Below are 22,841 nucleotides of genomic sequence, written 5' to 3'. Positions count from 1 at the left end.
GCCACGCCTCGTTGCGCGTCAGTGGTGTTCCTTGCCCAGCCATCGGTAGGTCAGCCCGCCGATGGCCGCGCCCACCAGTGGCACCAGCCAGAACATCCACAGTTGTTGAATCGCCCAGCCTCCCACAATCAGCGCCGGTCCCGTGCTTCGGGCGGGGTTGACTGAGGTGTTGGTCACGGGAATCGAGATCAGGTGGATCAGGGTGAGCGCCAGCCCGATAGCAATCGGCGCCAGCCCGGCCGGTGCCCGTTTATCCGTGGCGCCCATGATGATCAGAATGAACATGCTGCTCATCACCAGTTCGCACACCAGCCCTGCGGTCATGGAATAACCCCCCGGCGAGTGCTCGCCATAGCCATTGGCAGCCAGCCCGCTGACGGCCAGGTCGAACCCGGGTTTACCGCTGGCGATGAAATACAGCACGCTGGCGGCAATGATCCCGCCCACAACTTGAGCCCCGATGTAGGCGGGCAGTTCTTTGGCCGGGAAGCGTCCGCCTACCCATAAGCCGAACGACACGGCGGGATTGAGGTGACACCCGGAAATATGGCCGATAGCGAAAGCCATCGTTAGCACCGTCAAACCAAAGGCCAGCGCGACCCCGAGCAATCCGATGCCGACATCAGGGAAAGCAGCGGCCAGTACCGCGCTGCCACACCCGCCGAGGACTAACCAGAAAGTGCCGATCAACTCTGTGATGGAGCGTTTGAACAGGTTCATGTCAGGGTCCTGGATAGATGGCTTGATCTATCAGTGATCACTGGGCGCATCCTGCATGTTTAACGACAGAATTCCTCCGAATCCTTTATTCATTACAGCAGTCGGCAACGGATTTTCCATTGCCCATAAAAAAGCCAGAACCCTTTAAAACCGGGCCCTGGCGATGTGTTTCAGGGGGTTTACATGCGGTGTTTTTTTGGATCAGTCGATACCGACAAAGCCACCCGTTTGATGTTGCCACAGACGTGCATATAAACCGCCATGGGCGAGCAATTCGGCATGGGTGCCGCTTTCTGCGATACGGCCTTTTTCCAGTACCACCAACCGGTCCATACGGGCGATGGTGGACAGCCGGTGGGCAATGGCGATCACGGTTTTGCCTTGCATAAGGGTTTCGAGGCTTTCCTGAATCGCCGCTTCAACCTCAGAGTCGAGCGCTGAGGTGGCTTCGTCCATGATCAGGATCGGCGCATTTTTAAGCAGCACCCGTGCAATCGCAATGCGCTGGCGCTGCCCACCCGACAATTTGACCCCGCGTTCGCCCACATGGGCGTCAAAACCGGTGCGGCCCTGTGCGTCGGACAGCAGCGGGATGAACTCATCGGCCCTCGCTTTGTGCACGGCGGCCCACAATTCTTCGTCGCTGGCGTCCGGCTTGCCATACAGCAAATTGTCGCGGATCGAGCGGTGCAGCAACGAGGTGTCTTGAGTGATCATGCCGATCTGTTCGCGCAGGCTTTCCTGCGTCACCTCGGCAATGTTCTGATCGTCGATCAGGATGCGGCCGCCTTGCAGGTCATACAGCCGCAGCAACAAGTTGACCAGCGTCGATTTACCCGCGCCTGATGGGCCGATCAGGCCGATTTTTTCTCCGGGTTTGATGGTCAGGTTCAGGTCGCTGATGATCCCGCTGCGTTTACCGTAGTGGAAATCCACGTGCTCGAAACGCACTTCGCCACGGGTCACGCTGAGGCGGGGGGCGTTTTCGCGGTCAGTGACCGCCACCGGCTGGGCAATGGTTTGCAGGCCATCCTGGACCATGCCGATGTTCTCGAAGATGCCATTGACCACCCACATGATCCAGCCGGACATGTTGACGATACGAATCACCAGGCCCGTGGCCAGTGCGATGGCGCCGACGCTGATCAGCGACTGGCTCCACAGCCACAAGGCCAGGCCGCTGGTGCTGACAATCAACAGGCCGTTCATGCTGGTGATGGTGACGTCCATGCTGGTCACGACACGGCTGGCCAACTGGGTTTTTTCAGTTTGCTCAATGATGGCTTCGCGGGCGTACTGCTGCTCGTAATGGGTATGGGCAAATAACTTGAGGGTGGTGATGTTAGTGTAGCCATCGACGATGCGGCCCATCAGTTTGGAGCGCGCATCGGAGGACACCACGGAGCGTTCCTTGACCCTCGGCACGAAGTAATAGAGTGCACCGATATACAGCACGATCCAGGTTAGCAGCGGAATCATCAGGCGCCAGTCCGCCTCGGCAAACAGCACCAGCGAACTGATGGCGTAGATCAGCACGTGCCACAGGGCATCGACGGCCTGCACAGCTGAGTCGCGCAACGAGTTGCCGGTTTGCATGATGCGCTGGGCGATGCGCCCGGCGAAGTCGTTCTGGAAGAAATTCAGGCTCTGCTTGAGCACATAGTTATGGTTCTGCCAGCGGATCATGCTGGTCATGCTGGGGCTCAGGGTTTGGTGGACGAGCAAATCGTGCAGGCCGAAAAAGACCGGGCGAATGATCAGCGCCACCACGGCCATCCAAATCAGCTCGGCACTGTGGACCCTGAAAAAATCAGTGTTGGGCGTGCCTTGAGCCAAGTCGATCAAGGTACTCAGGTAACTGAACAGGGAAACTTCAATCAGCGCTGCCACCAGCCCGACCACCAGCAATGCGGCAAAAATTGGCCAGACCTGACGCAAGTAATACAGATAAAACGCCCAGACCGTCGCGGGTGGCGCAGAGGTGGGCGGTTCGCGGAAGATATCGATCAGTTTTTCAAAACGGCGATAAAGCATGGGCACTGACGCCCGCAGCGCGGGCTCTCCTTTCGTGGTGTGACCGCTGACCCGATGACTGCGCGGCGATTGAAGAGTGCGAGCCGCTCAAGCAGCGTTGGCAGCGCGCACGCTTGGGCAGCGGCTACGTTCAAGGGCAGCGGTCTACGCTTCCTGCAAGACTCAATCCGTCAGTCAATGCGCTTGGCAGACTTGATCAGGACCGGGTCGATGGGCACGTTTTGCATGCCTTGTTTGGTAGTGGTTTGCGAATTGACGATTTGGTCCACAACGTCCATGCCATTGACCACCTTGGCGAACACGGCGTAGCCGGCATCACGGCCCGGGTCGAGGAATGCATTGTCGGCCACGTTAATAAAGAACTGGCTGGTGGCGGAGTTCGGGTTGGAAGTGCGTGCCATCGACAACGTGCCACGTACGTTGTGCAGGCCGTTGGAGGCTTCGTTCTTGATGGGGTCGCGGGTCGGCTTTTGCACCATTTGCGCTGTAAAACCGCCGCCTTGCACCATAAAGCCCGGGATCACGCGGTGGAAAATGGTGTTGTTGTAGAAACCATTGTCGACGTAATCCAGGAAGTTCTTGCTGCTAATCGGGGCCTTGACCGGGTCCAGCTCAATCTCGATCTGGCCGAAACTGGTATCCAGCAGCACGTGGGGAGCCTTTGGAGGTGTGCCCGCCATCAGGTTGGCGGCAAACAGCAGGGCGCCAGCGGCGAGGACAATTTTTTTAAGCATGGGTGTGATCCTGAAATAGTGGGGGTGACGGTTAAGTGTCACGCAGACACACAAGCAGATGTCGCGAGTGGTGGACAGGATATGCCCGAATCCGGTTCCTGCCCACCGCTGTCACGCTTGCAGGGGCGCTGCAAACGGTGCGTCCAGCGGGGCCGTGTCGAAGGTGCGTAATAGCTCGACAAGAATTTGCGTGGCAGGCCCCAAGGGTTTGTCTTTGTTGGAGTACAGATAAAACACCGGGTGACGTGTGCCGCCTTGATGAAGTGGCAACGGTTTAAGCACCCCTTCGTTGATTTCCCGTTCAATCATGTGCCGCGGCAGCCAGGCAAACCCCAGCCCACTGCCGACAAAGGCCGCAGCGGTGGCCAGGCTGCCGACGGTCCAGCGCTGCTCTGCACCCAGCCAGCCCATGTCACGGGGTTGCTGGCGGCCAGAGTCGCGAATGACCACTTGCAGCTGGCTCTCCAGGTCCTGGAATTGCAACTCACGCTGCAGGCGATGCAATGGATGGTCGGGGTGGGCCACGGCGACAAACTCCACAGCGCTAAGCTCGGTGCCCAGATAACCCGGAATGTTGAAGCTGCTGATGGCCAGATCGGCCACGCCTTCGAGCAACACTTCTTCAACGCCGGACAGCACTTCTTCGCGCAATCGCACCCGGCAGCCTCGGCTCTGCGGCATAAATGCAGTCAAGGCGCGGACCAAACGTGCGTTGGGGTAGGCAGCATCGACAACCAGGCGTACCTCAGCTTCCCAGCCTTGCTCCATGTGATGGGCCAGGTCTTCGAGCTGGCTGGCCTGTTTGACCAGTTGCCGGGAGCGGCGCAACAACACGCCGCCAGCCTCAGTGAGCACAGCCTTGCGCCCATCGATGCGCAGCAGCGGCACGCCGAGCTGATCCTGCATGCGGGCCACGGTGTAACTGACGGACGATTGCGAGCGGTGCAGCACTTCGGCAGCTTGGGCAAAGCCGCCATGGTCGACCACCGCTTGCAGGGTGCGCCATTGATCAAGGGTCACGCGGGGCGCTTTCACGATGAGTACCTCTGAAAATGAATAGATGAAGGCGGAGGTAGCCGCTTTGGGTCAAGAGAAGTGGGGCTGATGTTCGCACCGACACAACGATTAATAAACAACTTTATAGATAGGTTGTAGCAGGTATTTGCGCTTTTTCATCGAAGCTGTGCCCTATAACCTTCACTTCATCGCCTTACAGCATTTAGAGATGGAGCCTACCTATCATGTCCCGTGTTTTGATCATCGAAAGCAGTGCCCGCCAGCAGGATTCCTTTTCCCGTCAACTGACCCTGCAATTCATTAGCCAATGGCAAGCGGCGCATCCGGCTGACCAGATCACGGTCCGCGATGTGGCGCGCAACCCCGTACCGCACCTGGATGCCAACCTGCTGGGTGGCTGGATGAAGCCTGAAGACCAGCGCAGCGAGGCGGAGCACGCCGCGTTGCAGCGCTCCAACGAACTGACCGATCAGTTGCTGGCTGCCGATGTGCTGGTCATGGCAGCACCGATGTACAACTTCGCGATCCCCAGCACGCTCAAGGCCTGGCTGGATCACGTATTGCGCGCCGGCGTGACGTTCAAATACACCGAAACCGGGCCACAGGGTTTGCTGACGGGCAAAAAAGCATACGTGCTGACGGCGCGGGGCGGCCTATATGCGGGTAGCACCACGGACCATCAAGAACCCTACCTGCGTCAGGTGATGGCGTTTATCGGGATTCACGATGTGACCTTTATCCACGCAGAAGGTATGAATCTGGGTGGGGACTTCCAGGAAAAGGGATTGAACCAAGCCAGATCCCTGATTTCAGAGATTGCATGACGTCTTAATCGGCAGGTAATCGCCCGTTGGCTTAATCGCTTCATTGCTCCTTCAAGCATGCGGTTCGCGCATCGAACCTCCCTTTGCACTTTGCTTCTGAGTGCTCCAGCCCGATCAGCTTTTAGCTGTATCGGGTTTTTTTTGCCCGGGATTTCGTTGCCGGTGAAAAACCGCTAAGGTCGCGCTCATTCCGTTGGGCGGCAGGCGAAAGAGTTATGGGCTATTTATTGATTGTTACGCTGATTCAGGCGTTTTCCTTCAGCCTGATTGGCGAGTACCTGGCAGGTCACGTTGACAGTTACTTCGCCGTTCTGGTGCGGGTCGTGCTGGCGGGGCTGGTGTTTATCCCGCTAACTCGCTGGCGCGCGGTTGAGCCGGGTTTCATGCGCGGCATGCTGCTGATCGGCGCATTGCAATTTGGCATTACCTACGTGTGCCTGTATTTGAGTTTTCGCGTCCTCACCGTGCCGGAAGTGCTGCTGTTTACCATCTTGACGCCGCTGCACGTGACGCTGATTGAGGACGCGCTCAACCGTCGTTTCAACCCGTGGGCACTGGTCGCGGCGGTGGTGGCCGTGAGCGGTGCGGCAGTCATTCGTTTTGACAGCATTAGCCCGGACTTTTTCAAAGGCTTCCTGCTGCTGCAACTGGCCAACTTTACCTACGCTGCCGGGCAGGTGATGTACAAGCACCTGGTGGCGCGCTACCCCAGCGACCTGCCGCACTATCGGCGTTTCGGATATTTCTACCTGGGCGCACTGGCCGTGGTGCTGCCGGCTTTCCTGCTGTTCGGTAAAGCCCATTTCTTGCCCGACGCGCCATTGCAATGGGGGGTGCTGCTGTTTTTAGGGTTGGTATCGACCGCGCTGGGCATGTACTGGTGGAACAAGGGCGCCTGTCTGGTCAGCGGGGGCACGCTGGCCGTGATGAACAACCTGCACGTGCCGGTGGGCTTGTTGCTTAACCTGTTGATCTGGAATCAGCACGAGCCGCTGGGGCGGCTGTTCTTGGGCGCGTTGGTGATACTCGTCGCCGTGTGGCTCAGTCGCCTCGACCGCAGGCCAGTGAGCAGCTAAGGTCACGGGGACTATCCAGCATCCAGAGGAGAGCAGGGATGACCGTCAGAGTGTTGATATTGCCCGGGTTACTTGATTCAGGCCCCGATCATTGGCAATCCCGTTGGGAGCAGCGTTTCAGCGGCTTGAAACGCGTTAAACAGAGCGACTGGCAGACGCCATCTTGCGCCGACTGGGTGCAGAAATTGCACAAAGAGGTGACGAAGAATAATCGCCCTGTGGCTCTGGTGGCGCACAGCCTGGCCTGTACCTTGATTGCCCGGTGGGCACAGGAATACCCGGAAGCGGCAAAGCGGGTGAGGGGGGCGTTGCTGGTGGCGCCCAGTGATACTGAAGCTGAGAGTTATCCGTCAGGCACACAGGGTTTCACCCCCATGCCTTTGAACCCGCTGCCGTTTCAGTCCATCACGGTCGCCAGCACTGACGATCCCTACGTCACACTTGAGCGGGCAAGGGTTTTTAGCGAGGCGTGGGGCAGTACAAAGCTGCAAATACTCGACAGCGCGGGGCACATCAATGCGCAAAGCGGTTTGGGACATTGGCCGCTTGGGATTAGCCTGTTGTTTGACCTGACGGGAGACCAGCAATTCCATACCGCAGCCGGTCACTGAGTAATACGGCCAATGCAGGAGCGCCAGGCGGCAGCTCCTGCTCTTCAGATCATGCGTTTCAGTCGTCAGCGTTGGCCGCTTCAGGCACCACCAATGGTGTTTTGATCTTGTTCAGCAGCCCGTTGCGCAAGTCATTGCCGCTCGGTTGCTGATAAACGCTGAGGCCGAACTCCGGCATCACCGACAGCAAGTAGTCAAAAATGTCGCCCTGGATTTGCTCGTATTCGTCCCACACCGTGGTGCGGGTAAAGCAGTACACCTCCAGCGGCACGCCCTGAGCGGTGGTCTGCATCTGGCGCACCATGCAGGTCATGTTCGGCTGAATCTCGGCATGGCTTTTCAGGTACGCCAGCGCGTAGGCGCGGAACGTACCGATGTTGGTCATGCGCCGACGGTTGGCCGACAACGCGGCAACGTTGCCCTGGGCCTCGTTCCAGCTCTTGAGTTCGGCTTTTTTGCGCGTCAGGTAATCGCGCAACAAGCGCACTTGCTCCAGCCGCTCTTCTTGTTCATCGGTGAGAAAGCCGATTTCGGCCGCATCAATAAACAAGCTGCGTTTGATCCGGCGTCCACCGGACTGCTGCATGCCGCGCCAGTTTTTAAACGACTCGGACATCAGGCGCCAAGTCGGAATCGAGACGATGGTTTTGTCAAAGTTTTGCACCTTGACCGTATGCAGGGTGATGTCGATGACATCGCCGTCGGCGCCTACTTGCGGCATTTCGATCCAGTCGCCCACGCGTAGCAGGTCATTACTGGTCAACTGCACACTGGCGACGAACGACAGCAGGGTATCTTTGTAGACCAGCAAAATGACCGCAGACATCGCGCCCAGGCCCGAGAGCAGCAGCATGGGCGAGCGGTCGATCAGGGTGGCGACGATGATGATTGCCGAAAACACATACAGCAGCATTTTGGTCAGCTGCACATAGCCTTTGATCGGGCGGGTTTTGGCGTAGTTGGTACGCGAGTAGATATCCAGCATCGCGTCCAGCAGTGCGCTGATGACCCGTGTCAGCACGAAAATGGTAATGGCCAGCGCCAGGTTGCCGAGGAAGTGGCGACCGTTGTCGCTCATGTCCGGCACCAGGTTGCGCCCGAACTGCACCATCAGTGATGGCGTCAGTTGCGCCAGGCGGTGGAACACCTTGTGCTCGCGCAAGTCGTTGATCCAGTGCAGCGCCGGTTGGCGGGCGAGGATCTTGGTCACTCGTAAAATAACAATGCGTGCAATGTGGCCTGCGATCAGCGCGATGCTCACCAGCACGATCAGGCCGAGCAGCGCCGACAGCCAGGGATGATCGTCAAGGTTGGCCCAGAGCGTCTGGAATTGAACCCAGAGTTGTTGAATATCCATAAGCGAAAACGTTACCCCAAAAGTAAATGGCGCGTGAATTAGAGCATTTACTGGCGCTTTAGGGGCTGACGTAGGACTAAAGACCTTAAAAAAGCAGTTGTTTCGCGCCGTTTGTACAAAGAAACTCGGCCTCAGCGCTCGAAACCGTTACTCTATGCCGCTGATTTTTTGCATTTCTTCGAGGTAGCACCCGTGTTTTCCGATTTCGCCCTGCACGAACGCCTGCTTAAAGCTGTGGCCGAGCTTAAATTTGTCGAGCCTACGCCTGTGCAAGCAGCGGCCATTCCGCTCGCGCTCGAAGGGCGTGACCTGCGGGTGACAGCTCAGACCGGGAGTGGCAAAACCGCCGCTTTCGTCCTGCCGATCCTGAACCGCCTGATCGGCCCGGCCAAAATCCGCGTGAGCATCAAAGCGCTGATCCTGCTGCCGACCCGCGAGCTGGCACAGCAAACGCTGAAAGAAGTGGAGCGTTTCTCGCAATTCACGTTCATCAAATCCGGCCTGATCACCGGTGGTGAAGACTTCAAGGTTCAGGCCGCCATGCTGCGCAAGGTGCCGGATATTCTGATCGGCACGCCGGGCCGTCTGCTGGAGCAACTGAACGCGGGCAACCTGGACCTCAAAGAAGTTGAAGTGCTGGTGCTCGACGAAGCCGACCGTATGCTCGACATGGGGTTCTCGGAAGACGTTCAGCGTCTGGTGGATGAATGCCCTAACCGCCAGCAGACCATGTTGTTCTCGGCCACCACCGGTGGTTCGGGCCTGCGTGAAATGATTGGCAAGGTACTGACCAATCCTGAGCACTTGCAGCTCAACCAGGTCAGCCAGCTGAACGCCACCACGCGTCAGCAGATCATCACTGCCGACCACAACCAGCATAAAGAGCAGATCGTTAACTGGTTGCTGGCGAACGAGACTTATCAAAAGGCCATTATTTTCACCAATACCCGTGCCATGGCTGACCGTATTTACGGCCGTCTGGTGGCGCAGGAGTACAAGGCGTTTGTCTTGCACGGTGAGAAAGACCAGAAAGACCGCAAGCTGGCCATTGACCGCCTGAAGCAGGGTGGCGTGAAAATTCTGGTGGCGACCGATGTCGCAGCCCGTGGTCTGGACGTTGAAGGCCTGGACCTGGTGATCAACTTCGACATGCCGCGCAGTGGCGACGAGTACGTGCACCGTATCGGTCGCACCGGCCGTGCGGGTAATGATGGCCTGGCGATCTCGCTGATCTGCCACGGTGACTGGAACTTGATGTCCAGCATCGAGCGCTACCTCAAGCAAACCTTTGAGCGCCGCACCATCAAGGAAGTCAAAGGCACGTACGGCGGTCCGAAAAAGGTCAAGGCTTCGGGCAAGGCGGTTGGCGTGAAAAAGAAAAAGACGGATGCCAAAGGCGACAAGAAGAAGTCAGGCGCCAAGGCTCCTACCAAGCGCAAGATTGCCAATCGCCCCAAAACTGACGCTCTGTCGCTGGTCAGCAAGGACGGTATGGCGCCGCTCAAGCGTCGCAAGCCAGAAGCACCGGCAGCGGAATAACGCGCCCGCGTGCTCTGCCAAAACCCGGCTCAGGCCGGGTTTTTTTTGCCCGCTAAACTGCGTATGAACGACTGCGAGGTTTGTCAGTCACTACTTAGGAAGGCTCTTTTATCCAACCGTACGGAGAGTGAAGCTGATGAATATTTACAACTGGCCCCTGATTGAATGTCTTTTGCACAAGGCTCAAAACGGTGCTGGCGAGCCGTTTACCCCGCGTGTGTACGCTGAAGAGCTCGCCGTTACCATGAGCAACAGGGGCGACCCTGTGGGTAACCTTGATGAGTTCAAAGTGCTGGCCACGGATTACGAAGCCATGTTGTTAAAGCAGGGTTACATCGAGCCGCGTCGTGAAAGCGAAGGCGGAACGGGTGAAAACTATGAGCTGACAGAACGTGGGTCTCGCTTGCTAAGCCTGATCGACAGCTCAATACCGGGCGACAGCCATCCGTTAGAGGTGCTGGATGCGCAACAGGATCCGCTCGATCCGCAGACCTTTGATGCGCTGACTGCGCAGCCGCAAATTGCTTGAATGACGCTGCGGTAGTTGCAGGATCAGTAAAACGCGCGCTCGGCCTTGAAGGTGACCAGTCCGTCACATTGCGCGTTTTGCCCCGAATAGGCTGAGCATTGCGTGCCATCAAGGTTTGAGTCGCTGTAGATCAGATTTAGATCAATGCCCATGAACGGGCGTGAGAATTTGATCGACCAGTCATTGAAGGTGCGCACACTCCCGCCCTCGGCAATCGAGACCGGCGAACTGAGCTGGTGCGTGGTGTATTTCATGCTTACGCCAATGCCCAATGGCTGGTTGACACCCAAATCTGCAAACAGGGTGGTGTCCTTTCGGTCCGGGTCGTTGCTGAAGGCCGCGCCGAAGCGGGTGCCCAGAATGGTCAGCCCGGCATAGAACTGTTGGCTGTCGAGCGGGCTGAGCTTGGGGTAGCTGTAGTGAATCATTCCCAGCTCATAGCTCAGGGTCTGGTCGAAGGGGTGTTTGTAGCCCAGATAAGAGTCGATTTCGAGGTTCGTGCCAGGCTTGATGCCCATGGTGGGCGCCCATTGGCCGACGTACCAGCCGCTGTCGTGGGTCAGGTCAAGGCCGCCGTGGAAGGTTGAACCCGCGCTGGTGGGTTTGACCAGGCCCTGTGCCATGCTGCGGCTGGGTTGAGTGGCCAGTTTGAGGTCGAAATCCCCCAGCTCGCGGGAGAAGACGTGTGCATCAACTAATGTGCTGGTCAACAGGGTGCCGGCCAGCATCAATGCCCGGGTGAGCATGGTTCCCTCCTGTATAGGCTCAAAGGCTTGATCTAGAGGCCTTAGAGGATACGGATGAATGCCGGGCACAGGGTGCCGTTGGTCGATTACTCGACGATGGGAGGCGGATCGGGGAGTAGGGCTCGGTAGTCCTAGCGCTTTGTAGGCAAAGCGCAAGAGGACCAGGTCATGCGAGGGGTATTACTTTTTGCCGAGCGTGATTTGCTTGGACGGGCCGAAAGTTTGACCGCTGACACCTTTATCAATTTGCTGAATTTCGCCACCGGATTTCAGGAAGGCGGCAATTTGTGCATTGATAGAATCACTGGTTTCAACAGCAGGAGCTGGCTTTGCTTTGCTGGCGGATGCTTTTACACGCATGGCGGCTATTGACCTGTAGAAAATAACTTGGCCAGCGATAATACCTGAAAGGCTTGACAATTGCTTGTTAAATATCGGCGTAAAATAATTAACGCGTGCGAACATAAGTATGTTGAACCGCTTATTACTCCGCTAACTCGCTGTTTTAATTCATAACGGCGGGCGTTTTTTAGCCTTTTGCTACTGCCTTTCAGCACCGGCGGACTGACGAGCGGCACTTGGTAGCGCCCGCGCATGCCGCCAAATCAGGCGTGGCGCAGATTTTTTAAGGCCGCGACCTTGCGGCTTCGATGTGCCCGCCCAAACTCGGGTAGAATGCCGCCCACGTAATGAGGGTATTGGACATGGCTTTAATCGGTCGCTACAACAGTTTGCAAGTGGTTAAACACACTCACTTTGGTTTGTATCTCGATGGCGGGGCTGACGGGGAAATCCTGTTGCCCAATCGTTATATTCCCAAGGATATTCCCAGTGAAGATGAAGATTGGCTCAACGTATTTGTTTATTTGGACAGTGACGACAAGTTAATTGCCACCACTGAAAAACCAAAAGTTCAGGTCGGTGAATTCGCCAGTCTTAAAGTGGTTGAAGTTAATAGCATCGGTGTTTTCCTGGATTGGGGTTTGCCCAAGGATTTGCTGCTGCCGTATTCGGAAGAAAAGCGCCAGATGAAGGCGGGCGAATACGTGGTGGTGCACGTCTATCTGGACAAACATACGCGCCGCATTACGGCCACTGCGCGTCTGGACCGTTACCTGGATAAAACCCCGGCCACCTATCAAGTGGGGCAGGAAGTCGACTTGCTGGTGGCTGAAGCCACTGACATGGGTTTCAAGGCGGTGATCAACAACAAGCATTGGGGCCTGATTCACAAGAATGAAATCTTCAAGTTCATGCGCGCAGGCAAGCAAGAGAAAGGCTTCATCAAAGAAATTCGCGCAGATGGCAAGATCAGCCTGAGCTTGCAGCCGGTCGGCCAAGAGGCCGCCAGCAGCCTGAACTCGAAGATCCTCGGCAAATTGCGCGAAAATGATGGGGTGCTCCCGGTGAGCGATAAAAGCGCCCCTGAATTGATCAGCAGTCTCTTTGGCGTGAGCAAGGGCAACTTCAAAAAAGCCATCGGTTCGTTGTACAAGGAAGGCAAGATTACGATCCACCCGGACCGTATCGAATTGATCTGATCCACCAGCCAAGAGGGTTGTCGAGATGAGGAAAAGTGTTTGGGCGTATATCGGCGTATTACTGGCTTTCCTGATTCTCGACGGCCTGTGGTTGGGCGTGCTCATGAGCTCTACCTATAAAGAGCTGTTCGGCCCCTTGATGCTGGCCTCCCCCAACTGGGGGCCGGCGGCTGTGTTCTATTTGCTGTATGTGGTGGGCGTGGTGTTTTTTGTCGTGCGCCCGGCGTTGGCTCACGGCAGTGCGCGCAGGGCGGCGGTCACCGGCGCCTTCTTTGGCCTGATCGCCTACGGCACCTATGACATGACCAACTGGGCCACCCTCAATGGCTGGTCGGCGCAACTGGCGCTGATGGACATGGCATGGGGCACTTTGCTGACATGCCTGGCCTCGCTTTCAGGGTATTGGACTGCCCGTAAAATGGCTGCGTGACAGACGTGCGTGACCGACGCGTTCTTTGATGGACCCAGGGTGTTGATATGAATGTTTCGCGGCGGCCGACGGATGCGTTTGCACTGCAAGTGATGGTGGGTCTTTGCCTGATCTGGGGCGTGCAGCAAGTGGTGATCAAGACGGCGGCCCCGGACATCGCGCCAGTCATGCAGGCGGCAGGGCGTTCCGGGATTTCAGCGTTGCTGGTGGGTTTGCTGATCTGCTGGAAAGGTGGCTGGGACCAAGTACCGGCTACGTGGCGCGGTGGCTTGCTGGCTGGCAGTCTGTTCGGTCTGGAGTTCTTCTTTATTGCCGAAGGTCTGCAACTGACCAGTGCTGCGCATATGTCGGTCTTCCTTTACACAGCCCCCATTTTTACTGCCCTTGGCGTCAACTGGCTGTTGCCCAGTGAGCGCTTGCGACCGTTGCAGTGGCTGGGGATCTTTCTTGCGTTCCTCGGCATCGTGTTTGCCTTCGCGGGCGGCGTGTCGTTGGCCGACATGGATCGCAACATGCTGTTGGGCGATGCCTACGGGATTTTCGCCGGCATGGCCTGGGGCGCGACGACGGTAGTGGTGCGTGGCTCGCGATTGTCTGAAGCACCGGTCACCCTGACCCTGTTTTACCAATTGATGGTCGGTTTTATTGGGTTGCTGGTGATCGCGGCGGCCAGTGGCCAGATCAGTCATGTCAGCCTGACCACCGTGGCGGTGGCCAGCGTGCTGTTTCAAGGGTTAGTGGTGTCGTTTTTCAGTTATCTGGTGTGGTTCTGGATGCTCAAGCGTTATCTGGCGTCCAACCTGGCGGTGTTCTCGTTCATGACCCCGCTGTTCGGCGTGACCTTTGGCGTGCTGGTGCTCGACGAGCCGCTGAGTTTCAACTTTGTCGTCGGTGCCGTCCTCGTGCTGTTCGGCATCACATTCGTAAGTGCAGAGCAGTGGTTGCGGCGGCGTCTACGCACGCTGTTGGGCCATTGAGCGCGTGCAACGCCGGGTCTAGGGTAAGAGGCTGCAACATGGCGTAATGCCTTCAGTGCAACTTGCTGCATTGGCATGAGTTAGAGTTGTGCGAGATTAGCCTAAAGTCCATTGACTTCTGGCAAGCATTGCGTAGGACTTAGGACTATTATCTGTACGAAGCGACCAAGGATTAAGGGTTGCCGTCGTCACCCCAAGGGGGATCTATGAAAGACAAACTGCAAAGCTGGCTCCATGACTTGGGCGTAGCGCTTGGGCTGATTGAGCCGCCGCTGCAACCTGTACCGATTCCGGTCGAGGAACCGCGTCGTCGTCCGCAACGCCGCCGCTAAGTTCACACCTGCACGGGTTGCAGGTGTTGGCTGTCATAAAAAAACGGGTACGACTTGCATCGTCGCACCCGCTGAAGAAAGTATTGAGTCAATCAAAAGCCCTCAAGCCGTGCGGGTCACCGGGGCAAGTTGCCACGCCATCAGGCTGACCCGTGCGTAATTCACCCCGATGTCGCCGAGGTGCAGTAGATCGGTCTATTGACATCCGCCCCCTCCTTGAACATAAACACCCTCGCTGTAATCAAGCCCAGGCTCCTGCTGCAAATTTGAAGAGTTTTTGATCCATGTCTCGTGCCCACTGCCCGCACTGCTTACGCCCCCAGTCCCACTGTTTATGTGAATTGATCCCACGGTTGGATAGCCGCACCCGAGTGTTGTTGCTGCAGCATCCGAGCGAGGTCAACCATGCACTCAATACGGCGCGTCTGGCTGCGCTGGGGCTGATAAATGCCGAGCTGCGGGTCGGTGAAACGTTTGATGATCTGGACGTGCTGCTTAACGCGCCGGGTTATCAGGTGCGGTTGTTATTCCCAGGGGACGATGCACAGTTAATTGGGGCGTCATCCTCTTCAGAGGACACTCGGCCATGGTTGCTGGTGGTACCGGACGGCACGTGGCGCAAGGCACGCAAGCTGCTGCACCTCAATCCGCGGTTGGCGCAACTGCCGCGGGTGACGCTGGCGCCGGGGGCTGTCTCGCGCTATCGCTTGCGCAAGGCACCGGGGCCGGGGGCTTTGTCTACGCTGGAAGCCATTGTGCAAACCCTGGACATTCTTGAAGCACCGAAGTCCTTTGCGCCCCTGCTGCGCCCGTTTGAAGCATTGATCGAGGGTCAGATTGCCGCGATGGGGCACGACACCTTCCAGCGTAACCATGGGCAGGCTTGAGTTGGAGGGCTCGACCAGAAGGTGAGGGAGAGTCAGGGCTTTTCGAGGGTTTTTTGACGCAGGATGTAAATGCTGACCAGCACTGCACTGGTCAACATGAAGCCGCGGGCCCAGGGGAGCGGCACCAGGTAGCACGACACGCCAATGCTCAACCACATCAAACCGATTGCATAGACTTTGCCTTTAAGCGGGATACCGTTGCCGTCCAGGTAATCGCGTATCCAGGGTCCCAGTCGCGGGTGATCCACCAGCCATTGATAAAAGCGCGAGGAGCTGCGAGCGAAACAGGCGGCGGCCAAAAGCAGAAACGGGGTGGTGGGCAAGACGGGGAGGAAGATACCGATAACCCCCAGCGCTACACTCAGCCAGCCGATGGCGAACAGTGTGTAGCGCAGCAACCGGGGCCGGTTGCCGGGTAAGGGGTTAGCCACTGATCACTCAGTGATGACGAGGTTTGAGAATCGCCGGTTTTTCATCAGGTGCCTGGCACAACAGGTACAGGGCGGTCAGCGCCTCGGGGATCTGAACGATCATGTCGTCCATCAGGTTAGCGTCCTTGGCGATGTCTTCGAACTCGGGTTGCTCGTCGAACAGGCCCGATCCGACCATGATCGGCAGGAGCATTTCGCTGACTTCGTCTTCAGCGGTTTCAAACCAGGCTTCTTCACGCATGAAGACGCCTTCCATAAAGCCGATGCACCAGCCGCGCAGCTCGGAATCGTCCGGCTCATCACCCAGATCCAGGTCGCACGGCAGCTCGAACTCTTCGTCGGACGCCAGTTGGCGGGCGATGTGGGCCTTGAGTTGAATCAGCGTCGCTTCGATCTCTTCGCGCTGGGCGTCGTCTTTGTAATGCGGTGGCTCAGAGAAAACAGCGTCGATCCACTCGCGCTCAGGAACGTCTTCAGCGCAGATGGAAAGGGCGGTCAGAAAGCCGTGGGTGGCCACGTAGTCCAGCGCCTCGTCATGCAGATCGTCAGCGTCGAGGAAGACTTGCAGGCGGGTTAGTTGCTCAGCGAAGGACATTAGGACTACCTAGAAAATATACGATGCCGAATTCTAGGCTTTCTTGAGCCCGCAGGCCAGCCGCAGCACGCATTTGCCATCACTTCCCGGTGATCGGTCACGCAATCACAAGGCCCTGCGCAGTAGAGCGCTCGGGTATACTGCCGCGTTTTGTGATGCCCTGCGCTGTATGCAGTGCGTCCCGCGCTGTGTGCCCGGGCCTTTGAACGGGCCCGAGGCCGCGCCGGACGCCCCGCGTGCGCAGGGGTGTTTCAGCGATTTCTGGAGTTTCTATGCTCGAACAGGCTCAACGCGTACTCAAAGACATCTTCGGCTACGACAGTTTCCGTGGCCGTCAGGGTGACATCATTGAGCGCGTGGCCAGTGGCGGCGACGCGTTGGTGCTGATGCCGACCGGCGGCGGAAAATCCTTGTGCTTCCAGGTTCCGGCCTTGTTGCGTGACGGGTTGGCGGTGGTGGTCTCACCCTTGATCGCGCTGATGGACGACCAGGTCGCTACCCTGGAAGAACTCGGTGTGGCAGCAGCCTCACTGAATTCGACGCTGAGCGCTGAGCAGCAGCGTGATCTGGCCAATCGGATCAAGCGTGGCGAAGTAAAAATGCTTTACCTGGCGCCCGAACGACTGGTGCAGCCGCGCATGATGGCTTTTTTGCAGAGCCTCGATATTGCGCTGTTTGCCATTGACGAAGCCCATTGTGTGTCCCAATGGGGGCATGACTTCCGCCCGGAATACCTGCAGTTGGGCCAGTTGGCCGAAATGTTCCCCCAGGTGCCGCGCATCGCCCTGACCGCTACCGCCGATAAACGTACCCGCGAAGAAATCGTCACCCGGCTGCACCTGCAAGACGCTGAGCGTTTTCTGTCGAGTTTTGACCGCCCGAACATCTTTTACCGCATTGTGCCCAAAGAACAGCCGCGCAAGCAGCTGCTGGCGTTTCTTTCGGAACGGCGCAGCGATGCAGGCATTGTTTACTGTCTGTCGCGTAAAAAGGTGGATGAAGTCGCGCAGTTCCTCTGCGACCAAGGATTTCCGGCACTGCCGTACCACGCCGGTTTGCCCAGTGAGACCCGTGCTGCTAACCAGAAGCGCTTCCTGAACGAGGAAGGCCTGATCATGGTCGCGACCATCGCGTTCGGCATGGGCATCGACAAATCCAACGTGCGGTTTGTGGCGCATCTGGATTTGCCCAAGTCCCTTGAGGCGTACTACCAGGAAACCGGTCGTGCCGGTCGTGACGGTTTGCCGGCCGACGCGTGGATGGCTTATGGCCTGCAAGATGTGGTGATGCTCAAGCAAATGCTGCAAAACTCAGAGGGCGACGAGCGCCACAAGCGTCTTGAGCATCACAAGCTCGATGCCATGCTCGCCCTGTGTGAAGAAACGCGCTGCCGCCGTCAGACGCTGCTGGCCTACTTTGACGAAGACATGCCGCAACCTTGCGGGCATTGCGACAACTGTGTCGACGGTGTGCAAACCTGGGACGCCACCGAGCCGGCGCGCCAAGCGTTGTCGGCGATTTACCGCACCGGGCAGCGTTATGGCACCGGCCATTTGATCGACGTGCTGTTGGGCCGCGACAATGAAAAAGTCCGCAGTTTTGGGCATCAGCATTTGTCCGTTTTTGGCGTGGGCAAAGACCGTTCCGAAGGCGAGTGGCGCACCCTGTTCCGACAGTTGGTGGCCCGTGGTTTGGCTGATATTGATATCGAAGGCTACGGCGGCTTGCGCTTGAGCGACAGTTGCCGGCCATTGCTGCGCGGGGAGGTGACCCTTGAACTGCGTCGCGAACTCAAGCCGCAAACCACTGTGCGCAGCAGTTCTGCCAGCCCGGCCAGCCAGCTGGTGCGTGGCGAAGAGCGCGAACAATGGGAAGCACTGCGTGCACTGCGCCGCAAGCTGGCCGAAGAGCACGGCGTACCGCCTTACGTCATCTTCCCCGACTCAACCTTGCTGGAAATGCTGCGCAGCCAGCCCACCTCGTTGTCCGACATGGCCAAGGTCAGCGGCATTGGGGCGCGCAAACTGGAGCGTTACGGCGAAGCATTCCTCGAAGTACTGGGTGGGCAGGCCGAAACGCCGAAAGTGGTGGCCGATATTCGCCACGAGCTGATCAGCCTGGCCCGTGCAGGCATGACGCCGATGCAGATCGCCGGTCAGTTGCAGTGTTCTGAAAAGAATGTTTACACAATGCTGGCTGAAGCCATTGGTCGCCAGGAACTCTCGCTCGAGCAGGCGCTGGACCTGCCAGAAGCACTCATGGAGGAAGTCCAGGACGCTTTCCTGGACGGTGAAGGCGAGCTGCCGAGCGTGGCCAGCATCGCTGAGCAATTCAAGGGCCGGGTACCCGAAGGTGTGCTGTATTGCGTGCGCGCAGCCTTGCAATCGGAGTTTGAAATTTAAATCAAACAGCGATATGCAACGTTTCAGTGACTTCAGGGTCTTGCCTATTAACAGGCTCCATGCTTAGCTGCCTAACAATTAGTTTCACTCTATTTCAGTCTAATCATTGAGTTTTTTATGCCTTTAACCGATCAACACCGTTTCGGTATGCAACTGGCCCAAATGTCTCGCGGTTGGCGTGCCGAACTGGATCGGCGCCTCGCGGGTCTGGGGTTGTCGCAGGCGCGCTGGCTGGTGCTGTTGCATCTGGCCCGTTTTGAAGGGGCGCCCACTCAGCGCGAGCTGGCTCAAAGCGTTGGTGTAGAAGGGCCAACGCTTGCCCGTTTGCTGGACAGCCTGGAAGCGCAGGGCCTGGTACAGCGCCATGCTGTGATGGAAGACCGCCGGGCAAAAAAAATCGTTTTGAGTGAGACCGCTCGGCCCTTGATTGGCCAGATTGAAGCCATTGCTTCGGCCCTGCGCCAGGAGTTGTTTGTGGGCATTACCGAAGAAGAACAACAGATCTGCATGCGGGTGCACAAGCGGATCCTGGACAACCTCGAAAAAAATTGAGCAACCTCCTTTCCTGCAAGGGCCTGCGCCAGCCCTTGCAGTCCAGACGTCAGAACGTCTGTCCCAGATTCAAATACAACGCCTTCTGATCATCATCATTAAAGCCATAGCTGAAGTTGAGCGGGCCCAATGGTGTGTCGAACCCGATAAAGACGCTGGCGGCATTGATGTAACCGCTGTCGAATTCATTGTCGTTGTTCCAGGCGCGCCCGCGCTCCAGCGAGGCACCCGCATACAGCGGGAAATCAAACGGCAAGTAGGAGCGCGGCGTCAGGCGGCGGTAGTAGACGGCGCGCATCAGGCTGATGTTTTGCCCTGAGATGGCGTCCTGACGGAACCCGGACAGTTGCCGCGCACCGCCTAGCAGGAAGCTGGAGGTCACCACTTCGGCCTTGTCCAGTGTGCGTCCGTAGCGTCCACCCAGAATCCATGTGTTGGGACCGGCGCTCAGCGCTTTGTCCAGGTGGAATTCCCACTGGCGGTAACGATCGTCCGACCCAAGCGCCGGGTCGAACTGACGCACGCTTAAGCCAATGTCTTCGCCCTCATGGGGGAAGTACACGTTATCCAGCGAGTCGAATGAGTACTTAATGTCATAAAAGCCTTCGTTGAAGCTGGTGCTCGGCAGGTCGCGTTCGCCAATTCTCACGTCCGCTTTACCCCACGCTTCACCAACACCCAGACGAATCTCACCGCTATTGCCAATTTGACGGCCAAAGTTCAAGCCAAAACCGTAGCGCTCCAGCCGGTACTCGGCAATTGGGTCATTGTCGAGAATGGCTTCTACGTTCTGCGACTGTGCATGCAGGTAGGGCGCGACAAAATACCGCGAACCCGCATCGAGTGGCTGATAGAACTCGCTATACAGCTCTTGCTGATCGCCGATCTGCACCCGCGTCAGCCATTCGGCGCCCAGGGTGTTGATGCCGTTGACCCGGTAACTGGCGCCGATGTTGAAGGCGCTGTCGCCTCGCATGTCGTCGGACAGGTTCAGCCCCAGGCGCAGGTAATCGGTGCCGCTGCGTTTGCCGCGTGCGCTGATGACCAGGGTCCGCTCATTGCCCTTGTGCACCACGCGGTATTGCACCTGTTCGAAATAATCCAGCCCGTACAACGTGCCCATGTCCCGCTGCAGGCGACCCAAGTCCAACGGCTCGCCCACGGGTTGGCGGATGTAATAGCGAATCACCGAGTCGCCGATTTTCGAGTCGTTTTCGATTTTGATGGCGGTGATGACCGGGGTGCGCTCTTCGGGAGAACGGGCGGCGTTGAGCTGTGCGTCAGACGGCTGACGCAACCTGCTCATGCGCGTGGCGAGGACTTGAGTGGCGCGGTAGCCAGCGTCAATGATGTCTTGCGAGCGGCCAAAGTCGGTCACGCCATAACTGGCCAGTGCGGGCTGGATCAGGATGTCGTCGGGCGTCAAGGAGGCCAACTGCACTTCGGAGTTGCTGCGGGTCATCAGCGTGATGGATTGATTCAGGATGTCGAATACTGTGTTGAGCTGCTTGCGGCCGCGCAATGGCGTGCCGATATCGACCACGATCACCAGGTCGACGCCCATTTCGCGGGCCACATCCACGGGGATGTTGTCGACCATGCCCCCGTCCACCAGCAACTGCCCGTTGATCTCGACCGGTGCGAACACAGCCGGAATCGACATGCTGGCGCGGATCACTTGCGGGAGGTGGCCTTTACGAAAAACCACCTTCTCGCCATTGACGATGTCGGTGGCCACGGCGCGAAACGGGATCGGCAGCTTGTCGAAATCGCGGACATCACTGCTGTGTGCCAGCAGACTTTCGAGCAGCAATGACAGGTTTTGCCCCTGAATCACGCCGAGCGGCAGGCCCAGGCTGCCATCATCACGGAAGCTCAGTTTTTGCTTGACCAGAAAGTCGCGGTCATCCTGTTTACGTCGGAACGGGACGTCTTCGCGCGCCGGCGCGTCGGACAGCGCTTCTTGCCAATCGATGCCGAGTGCGAGTTTTTCCAGTTCGTCGATTTTGTACCCCGAGGCGTACAGCCCGCCGATCACTGCGCCCATGCTGGTGCCCGCGATCGCGTCAATGTGGATGCCTTGCTCTTCCAGCGCCTTGAGCACGCCCACGTGGGCCAGCCCGCGGGCAGCGCCGCCGGAGAGTACCAGCCCGATTTTCGGCTGCGTTTTTTCAGCGGCAAACAGCACCAATGGGCACAGGCAAAGCAGTAAACAACAAAGCAGGCGGCGCATCTTGAATCTCTGGGCAAGCGACAAAGGCGGCTATTATAGCGGCGCCTTTCTCTTCAAGAGCTTTCGAACATCATGTCAATGAACAAGCCGCACATCGTCATCACGTATTGCACTCAATGCCAATGGCTACTGCGCGCGGCGTGGCTGGCTCAGGAACTGCTCAGCACCTTCGCGGACGACCTTGGGCGTGTGGCGCTGGAGCCGGGCACTGGTGGTGTCTTTCGCATCACCTGTGACGACGTGCAGATCTGGGAGCGCAAAGCCGACGGTGGCTTCCCGGAGGCCAAGGTACTCAAGCAGCGGGTGCGGGACCAGATTGACCCGCAACGCGACCTGGGGCACAACGACCGGGCTCAGTGAGCGGCGTCCGGCTTCACGTTGGCCGGGACGGGTCCACTGGCCATACGGCTGGAAACCACAATCGCGATGATGATCAGCGCGCCGCCCAGCAGCATGCGCAGGCTTGGGGTTTCGTGGAACAACAGCCACGCCAGTGTGATGCCATACACCGGCTCTAGCGCGAACACCACGGCCGCCGTGCGGGCCTTGATGACCGCGAGGCTGGCCACGAACAGGCTATGGGCGACGCCGGTGCAGAGCACGCCGAGCAGGCCGATCCACAGCCAGTCGAGCGGGCGTACGGTGCTCAGTTGCGGCGCGCCAAACGGCAGCAGACACACAGCGACCACTGCGTTTTGCCACATGGCCGCTTGCACGGCGGGGACGCGCCCGGCATTGGCGCGGTTGTTGAGTGACAACAATGAAAACGTCAGACCTGAAGCGATGGCCCACAGCAGCCCTTCCGTGGCCTGACTCGCCAGGTCAAAACTGGGGGTGACCAGAATCAGCCCGACGCTGACCAGTACCACCAGCACGATTTCGTTGAAGCGAATGCGCTCGCGAAAGATCAGCCCTTCGAGCAGCACGGTGAACGCCGGGAAGCTGGCAAAGCCCAAGGTGGCAATGGCGACCCCGGCGACCTTGACCGCGATAAAAAAACTCACCCAGTGCGCGGCCAGCAGCAATCCGCTGAGCAGCAGGTTGCGTGCGTCTTTTAACGTAATCGGGTGCCAGCGCGATTGCCGGGAAAGGCTGGCGAAGCAGGCGAGGGCGATGACGGCGAAACCGGCGCGGCCCAACACAATCACACTGGCCGACGCCGCCGCAAGTTTGCCGAACACGCCGGTGAGGCCAAACATCAACGCGCCGATATGCAAGGCGCCCAAGGCGGTACGCGGAGTCATTACAATCCTTAAGTCGTTTCAGGCTTGGCG

24 protein-coding genes are annotated in these 22,841 nt (G+C 58.1%); 13 read left to right on the top strand and 11 right to left on the bottom strand.

Annotation, left to right across the window (positions count from 1 at the left end; translation table 11 throughout):
- Positions 1 to 18 precede the first annotated feature (18 nt).
- The 4 genes from aqpZ to CJF39_RS04495 all read right to left on the bottom strand — a co-directional run bounded on the left by aqpZ (position 19) and on the right by CJF39_RS04495 (position 4,523).
- Positions 19 to 720: an aquaporin Z gene (gene aqpZ / locus CJF39_RS04510; RefSeq protein ID WP_094992342.1), complete on the bottom strand. Its 702-nt coding sequence runs from the start codon at positions 718 to 720 to the stop codon at positions 19 to 21.
- A 201-nt stretch (positions 721 to 921) separates the two neighbouring features.
- Positions 922 to 2,754, bottom strand: coding sequence for an ABC transporter ATP-binding protein (locus CJF39_RS04505; protein WP_094992341.1), 1,833 nt, complete (start codon positions 2,752 to 2,754; stop codon positions 922 to 924).
- A 170-nt stretch (positions 2,755 to 2,924) separates the two neighbouring features.
- A complete protein-coding gene (locus tag CJF39_RS04500; RefSeq protein WP_094992340.1) occupies positions 2,925 to 3,488 on the bottom strand; it encodes a peptidylprolyl isomerase in 564 nt (187 codons plus the stop codon).
- Between the two features lie 111 nt (positions 3,489 to 3,599).
- On the bottom strand, positions 3,600 to 4,523 hold the full coding sequence (locus CJF39_RS04495) for a LysR family transcriptional regulator (protein ID WP_094992339.1): 924 nt from the start codon (positions 4,521 to 4,523) through the stop codon (positions 3,600 to 3,602).
- 206 nt (positions 4,524 to 4,729) lie between these two features.
- Here CJF39_RS04495 and CJF39_RS04490 point away from each other — a divergent pair, with 206 nt between their 5' ends.
- From CJF39_RS04490 to CJF39_RS04480, 3 genes are all read left to right on the top strand, one after another.
- Positions 4,730 to 5,329, top strand: a complete 600-nt coding sequence (locus CJF39_RS04490) for an FMN-dependent NADH-azoreductase (protein ID WP_094992338.1) — start codon at positions 4,730 to 4,732, stop codon at positions 5,327 to 5,329.
- Between the two features lie 215 nt (positions 5,330 to 5,544).
- On the top strand, positions 5,545 to 6,405 hold the full coding sequence (locus tag CJF39_RS04485) for a carboxylate/amino acid/amine transporter (protein WP_094992337.1): 861 nt from the start codon (positions 5,545 to 5,547) through the stop codon (positions 6,403 to 6,405).
- A gap of 38 nt (positions 6,406 to 6,443) precedes the next feature.
- Positions 6,444 to 7,016 carry an RBBP9/YdeN family alpha/beta hydrolase gene (locus tag CJF39_RS04480; protein ID WP_094992336.1) on the top strand — a complete coding sequence of 191 codons (573 nt, stop codon included), beginning with the start codon at positions 6,444 to 6,446 and terminating at the stop codon, positions 7,014 to 7,016.
- A 58-nt stretch (positions 7,017 to 7,074) separates the two neighbouring features.
- Here CJF39_RS04480 and CJF39_RS04475 read toward each other — a convergent pair whose 3' ends face one another.
- A complete protein-coding gene (locus CJF39_RS04475; protein WP_094992335.1) occupies positions 7,075 to 8,373 on the bottom strand; it encodes a mechanosensitive ion channel family protein in 1,299 nt (432 codons plus the stop codon).
- 192 nt (positions 8,374 to 8,565) lie between these two features.
- Between CJF39_RS04475 and CJF39_RS04470 the strand changes: the two genes are divergently transcribed.
- Both CJF39_RS04470 and CJF39_RS04465 read left to right on the top strand, forming a co-directional pair.
- Positions 8,566 to 9,912: a DEAD/DEAH box helicase gene (locus CJF39_RS04470; protein WP_094992391.1), complete on the top strand. Its 1,347-nt coding sequence runs from the start codon at positions 8,566 to 8,568 to the stop codon at positions 9,910 to 9,912.
- Between the two features lie 136 nt (positions 9,913 to 10,048).
- Positions 10,049 to 10,441: a transcriptional regulator gene (locus CJF39_RS04465; RefSeq protein ID WP_094992334.1), complete on the top strand. Its 393-nt coding sequence runs from the start codon at positions 10,049 to 10,051 to the stop codon at positions 10,439 to 10,441.
- Positions 10,442 to 10,464: 23 nt separating this feature from the next.
- On the opposite strand, the gene CJF39_RS04460 is transcribed toward CJF39_RS04465, so the two are convergent.
- Complete coding sequence (locus tag CJF39_RS04460; protein WP_094992333.1) at positions 10,465 to 11,187, bottom strand: TorF family putative porin; 723 nt, start codon at positions 11,185 to 11,187, stop codon at positions 10,465 to 10,467.
- Between the two features lie 180 nt (positions 11,188 to 11,367).
- Entirely contained in the window at positions 11,368 to 11,547 is a 180-nt protein-coding gene (locus CJF39_RS04455) for a hypothetical protein (protein ID WP_019410559.1), read from the bottom strand.
- Positions 11,548 to 11,891: 344 nt separating this feature from the next.
- Between CJF39_RS04455 and CJF39_RS04450 the strand changes: the two genes are divergently transcribed.
- The 5 genes from CJF39_RS04450 (at position 11,892) to CJF39_RS04435 (ending at position 15,354) form a co-directional block, all read left to right on the top strand.
- Positions 11,892 to 12,728 (top strand): CvfB family protein, encoded by an 837-nt coding sequence (locus tag CJF39_RS04450; RefSeq protein ID WP_094992332.1) that lies wholly within the window; start codon positions 11,892 to 11,894, stop codon positions 12,726 to 12,728.
- Positions 12,729 to 12,753: 25 nt separating this feature from the next.
- Positions 12,754 to 13,158 (top strand): DUF2177 family protein, encoded by a 405-nt coding sequence (locus CJF39_RS04445; RefSeq protein ID WP_094992331.1) that lies wholly within the window; start codon positions 12,754 to 12,756, stop codon positions 13,156 to 13,158.
- A 47-nt stretch (positions 13,159 to 13,205) separates the two neighbouring features.
- Positions 13,206 to 14,135 carry a DMT family transporter gene (locus CJF39_RS04440; protein WP_094992330.1) on the top strand — a complete coding sequence of 310 codons (930 nt, stop codon included), beginning with the start codon at positions 13,206 to 13,208 and terminating at the stop codon, positions 14,133 to 14,135.
- A 206-nt stretch (positions 14,136 to 14,341) separates the two neighbouring features.
- Positions 14,342 to 14,467 carry a PA1414 family protein gene (locus tag CJF39_RS23465; protein WP_262373483.1) on the top strand — a complete coding sequence of 42 codons (126 nt, stop codon included), beginning with the start codon at positions 14,342 to 14,344 and terminating at the stop codon, positions 14,465 to 14,467.
- A gap of 284 nt (positions 14,468 to 14,751) precedes the next feature.
- Entirely contained in the window at positions 14,752 to 15,354 is a 603-nt protein-coding gene (locus CJF39_RS04435) for a tRNA-uridine aminocarboxypropyltransferase (RefSeq protein ID WP_094992329.1), read from the top strand.
- Between the two features lie 32 nt (positions 15,355 to 15,386).
- Here the strand turns inward: CJF39_RS04435 and CJF39_RS04430 are convergent, their stop codons facing one another.
- Both CJF39_RS04430 and CJF39_RS04425 read right to left on the bottom strand, forming a co-directional pair.
- Complete coding sequence (locus tag CJF39_RS04430; RefSeq protein WP_170942639.1) at positions 15,387 to 15,785, bottom strand: YbaN family protein; 399 nt, start codon at positions 15,783 to 15,785, stop codon at positions 15,387 to 15,389.
- Between the two features lie 7 nt (positions 15,786 to 15,792).
- Positions 15,793 to 16,380: a YecA family protein gene (locus tag CJF39_RS04425; protein ID WP_094992328.1), complete on the bottom strand. Its 588-nt coding sequence runs from the start codon at positions 16,378 to 16,380 to the stop codon at positions 15,793 to 15,795.
- A 272-nt stretch (positions 16,381 to 16,652) separates the two neighbouring features.
- On the opposite strand from CJF39_RS04425, the gene recQ reads away from it, so the two are divergent.
- Together recQ and CJF39_RS04415 are read left to right on the top strand one after the other, a co-directional pair.
- Positions 16,653 to 18,782: a DNA helicase RecQ gene (recQ, locus tag CJF39_RS04420; RefSeq protein WP_094992327.1), complete on the top strand. Its 2,130-nt coding sequence runs from the start codon at positions 16,653 to 16,655 to the stop codon at positions 18,780 to 18,782.
- 117 nt (positions 18,783 to 18,899) lie between these two features.
- The gene (locus tag CJF39_RS04415) at positions 18,900 to 19,334 is read left to right on the top strand and encodes a MarR family transcriptional regulator (protein WP_094992326.1); all 435 of its coding nucleotides are present in this window, start codon (positions 18,900 to 18,902) and stop codon (positions 19,332 to 19,334) included.
- 49 nt (positions 19,335 to 19,383) lie between these two features.
- Here CJF39_RS04415 and CJF39_RS04410 read toward each other — a convergent pair whose 3' ends face one another.
- A complete protein-coding gene (locus CJF39_RS04410; RefSeq protein WP_094992325.1) occupies positions 19,384 to 21,567 on the bottom strand; it encodes a patatin-like phospholipase family protein in 2,184 nt (727 codons plus the stop codon).
- 72 nt (positions 21,568 to 21,639) lie between these two features.
- On the opposite strand from CJF39_RS04410, the gene CJF39_RS04405 reads away from it, so the two are divergent.
- Complete coding sequence (locus tag CJF39_RS04405; RefSeq protein WP_094992324.1) at positions 21,640 to 21,927, top strand: SelT/SelW/SelH family protein; 288 nt, start codon at positions 21,640 to 21,642, stop codon at positions 21,925 to 21,927.
- On the opposite strand, the gene CJF39_RS04400 is transcribed toward CJF39_RS04405, so the two are convergent.
- Positions 21,921 to 22,811 carry a DMT family transporter gene (locus CJF39_RS04400; protein WP_094992323.1) on the bottom strand — a complete coding sequence of 297 codons (891 nt, stop codon included), beginning with the start codon at positions 22,809 to 22,811 and terminating at the stop codon, positions 21,921 to 21,923. The genes CJF39_RS04405 and CJF39_RS04400 overlap by 7 nt on opposite strands.
- Positions 22,812 to 22,841 lie beyond the last annotated feature (30 nt).

The organism is Pseudomonas lundensis (assembly GCF_002269125.1).
Taxonomy (GTDB): Bacteria; Pseudomonadota; Gammaproteobacteria; order Pseudomonadales; family Pseudomonadaceae; genus Aquipseudomonas; species Aquipseudomonas lundensis_A.
The sequence above is the reverse complement of the archived record's forward strand: the minus strand, read 5'-3'. Positions and strand labels throughout refer to the sequence as shown.

Bases quoted from the DNA above. Each gene is read 5' to 3' on its own strand.
- aqpZ (WP_094992342.1), bottom strand. From the start codon at position 720: ATGAACCTGTTCAAACGCTCCATCACAGAGTTGATCGGCACTTTCTGG.
- CJF39_RS04505 (WP_094992341.1), bottom strand. From the start codon at position 2,754: ATGCTTTATCGCCGTTTTGAAAAACTGATCGATATCTTCCGCGAACCG.
- CJF39_RS04500 (WP_094992340.1), bottom strand. From the start codon at position 3,488: ATGCTTAAAAAAATTGTCCTCGCCGCTGGCGCCCTGCTGTTTGCCGCC.
- CJF39_RS04490 (WP_094992338.1), top strand. From the start codon at position 4,730: ATGTCCCGTGTTTTGATCATCGAAAGCAGTGCCCGCCAGCAGGATTCC.
- CJF39_RS04485 (WP_094992337.1), top strand. From the start codon at position 5,545: ATGGGCTATTTATTGATTGTTACGCTGATTCAGGCGTTTTCCTTCAGC.
- CJF39_RS04480 (WP_094992336.1), top strand. From the start codon at position 6,444: ATGACCGTCAGAGTGTTGATATTGCCCGGGTTACTTGATTCAGGCCCC.
- CJF39_RS04475 (WP_094992335.1), bottom strand. From the start codon at position 8,373: ATGGATATTCAACAACTCTGGGTTCAATTCCAGACGCTCTGGGCCAAC.
- CJF39_RS04465 (WP_094992334.1), top strand. From the start codon at position 10,049: ATGAATATTTACAACTGGCCCCTGATTGAATGTCTTTTGCACAAGGCT.
- CJF39_RS04460 (WP_094992333.1), bottom strand. From the start codon at position 11,187: ATGCTCACCCGGGCATTGATGCTGGCCGGCACCCTGTTGACCAGCACA.
- CJF39_RS04455 (WP_019410559.1), bottom strand. From the start codon at position 11,547: ATGCGTGTAAAAGCATCCGCCAGCAAAGCAAAGCCAGCTCCTGCTGTT.
- CJF39_RS04450 (WP_094992332.1), top strand. From the start codon at position 11,892: ATGGCTTTAATCGGTCGCTACAACAGTTTGCAAGTGGTTAAACACACT.
- CJF39_RS04445 (WP_094992331.1), top strand. From the start codon at position 12,754: ATGAGGAAAAGTGTTTGGGCGTATATCGGCGTATTACTGGCTTTCCTG.
- CJF39_RS04440 (WP_094992330.1), top strand. From the start codon at position 13,206: ATGAATGTTTCGCGGCGGCCGACGGATGCGTTTGCACTGCAAGTGATG.
- CJF39_RS23465 (WP_262373483.1), top strand. From the start codon at position 14,342: ATGAAAGACAAACTGCAAAGCTGGCTCCATGACTTGGGCGTAGCGCTT.
- CJF39_RS04435 (WP_094992329.1), top strand. From the start codon at position 14,752: ATGTCTCGTGCCCACTGCCCGCACTGCTTACGCCCCCAGTCCCACTGT.
- CJF39_RS04425 (WP_094992328.1), bottom strand. From the start codon at position 16,380: ATGTCCTTCGCTGAGCAACTAACCCGCCTGCAAGTCTTCCTCGACGCT.
- recQ (WP_094992327.1), top strand. From the start codon at position 16,653: ATGCTCGAACAGGCTCAACGCGTACTCAAAGACATCTTCGGCTACGAC.
- CJF39_RS04415 (WP_094992326.1), top strand. From the start codon at position 18,900: ATGCCTTTAACCGATCAACACCGTTTCGGTATGCAACTGGCCCAAATG.
- CJF39_RS04410 (WP_094992325.1), bottom strand. From the start codon at position 21,567: ATGCGCCGCCTGCTTTGTTGTTTACTGCTTTGCCTGTGCCCATTGGTG.
- CJF39_RS04405 (WP_094992324.1), top strand. From the start codon at position 21,640: ATGTCAATGAACAAGCCGCACATCGTCATCACGTATTGCACTCAATGC.
- CJF39_RS04400 (WP_094992323.1), bottom strand. From the start codon at position 22,811: ATGACTCCGCGTACCGCCTTGGGCGCCTTGCATATCGGCGCGTTGATG.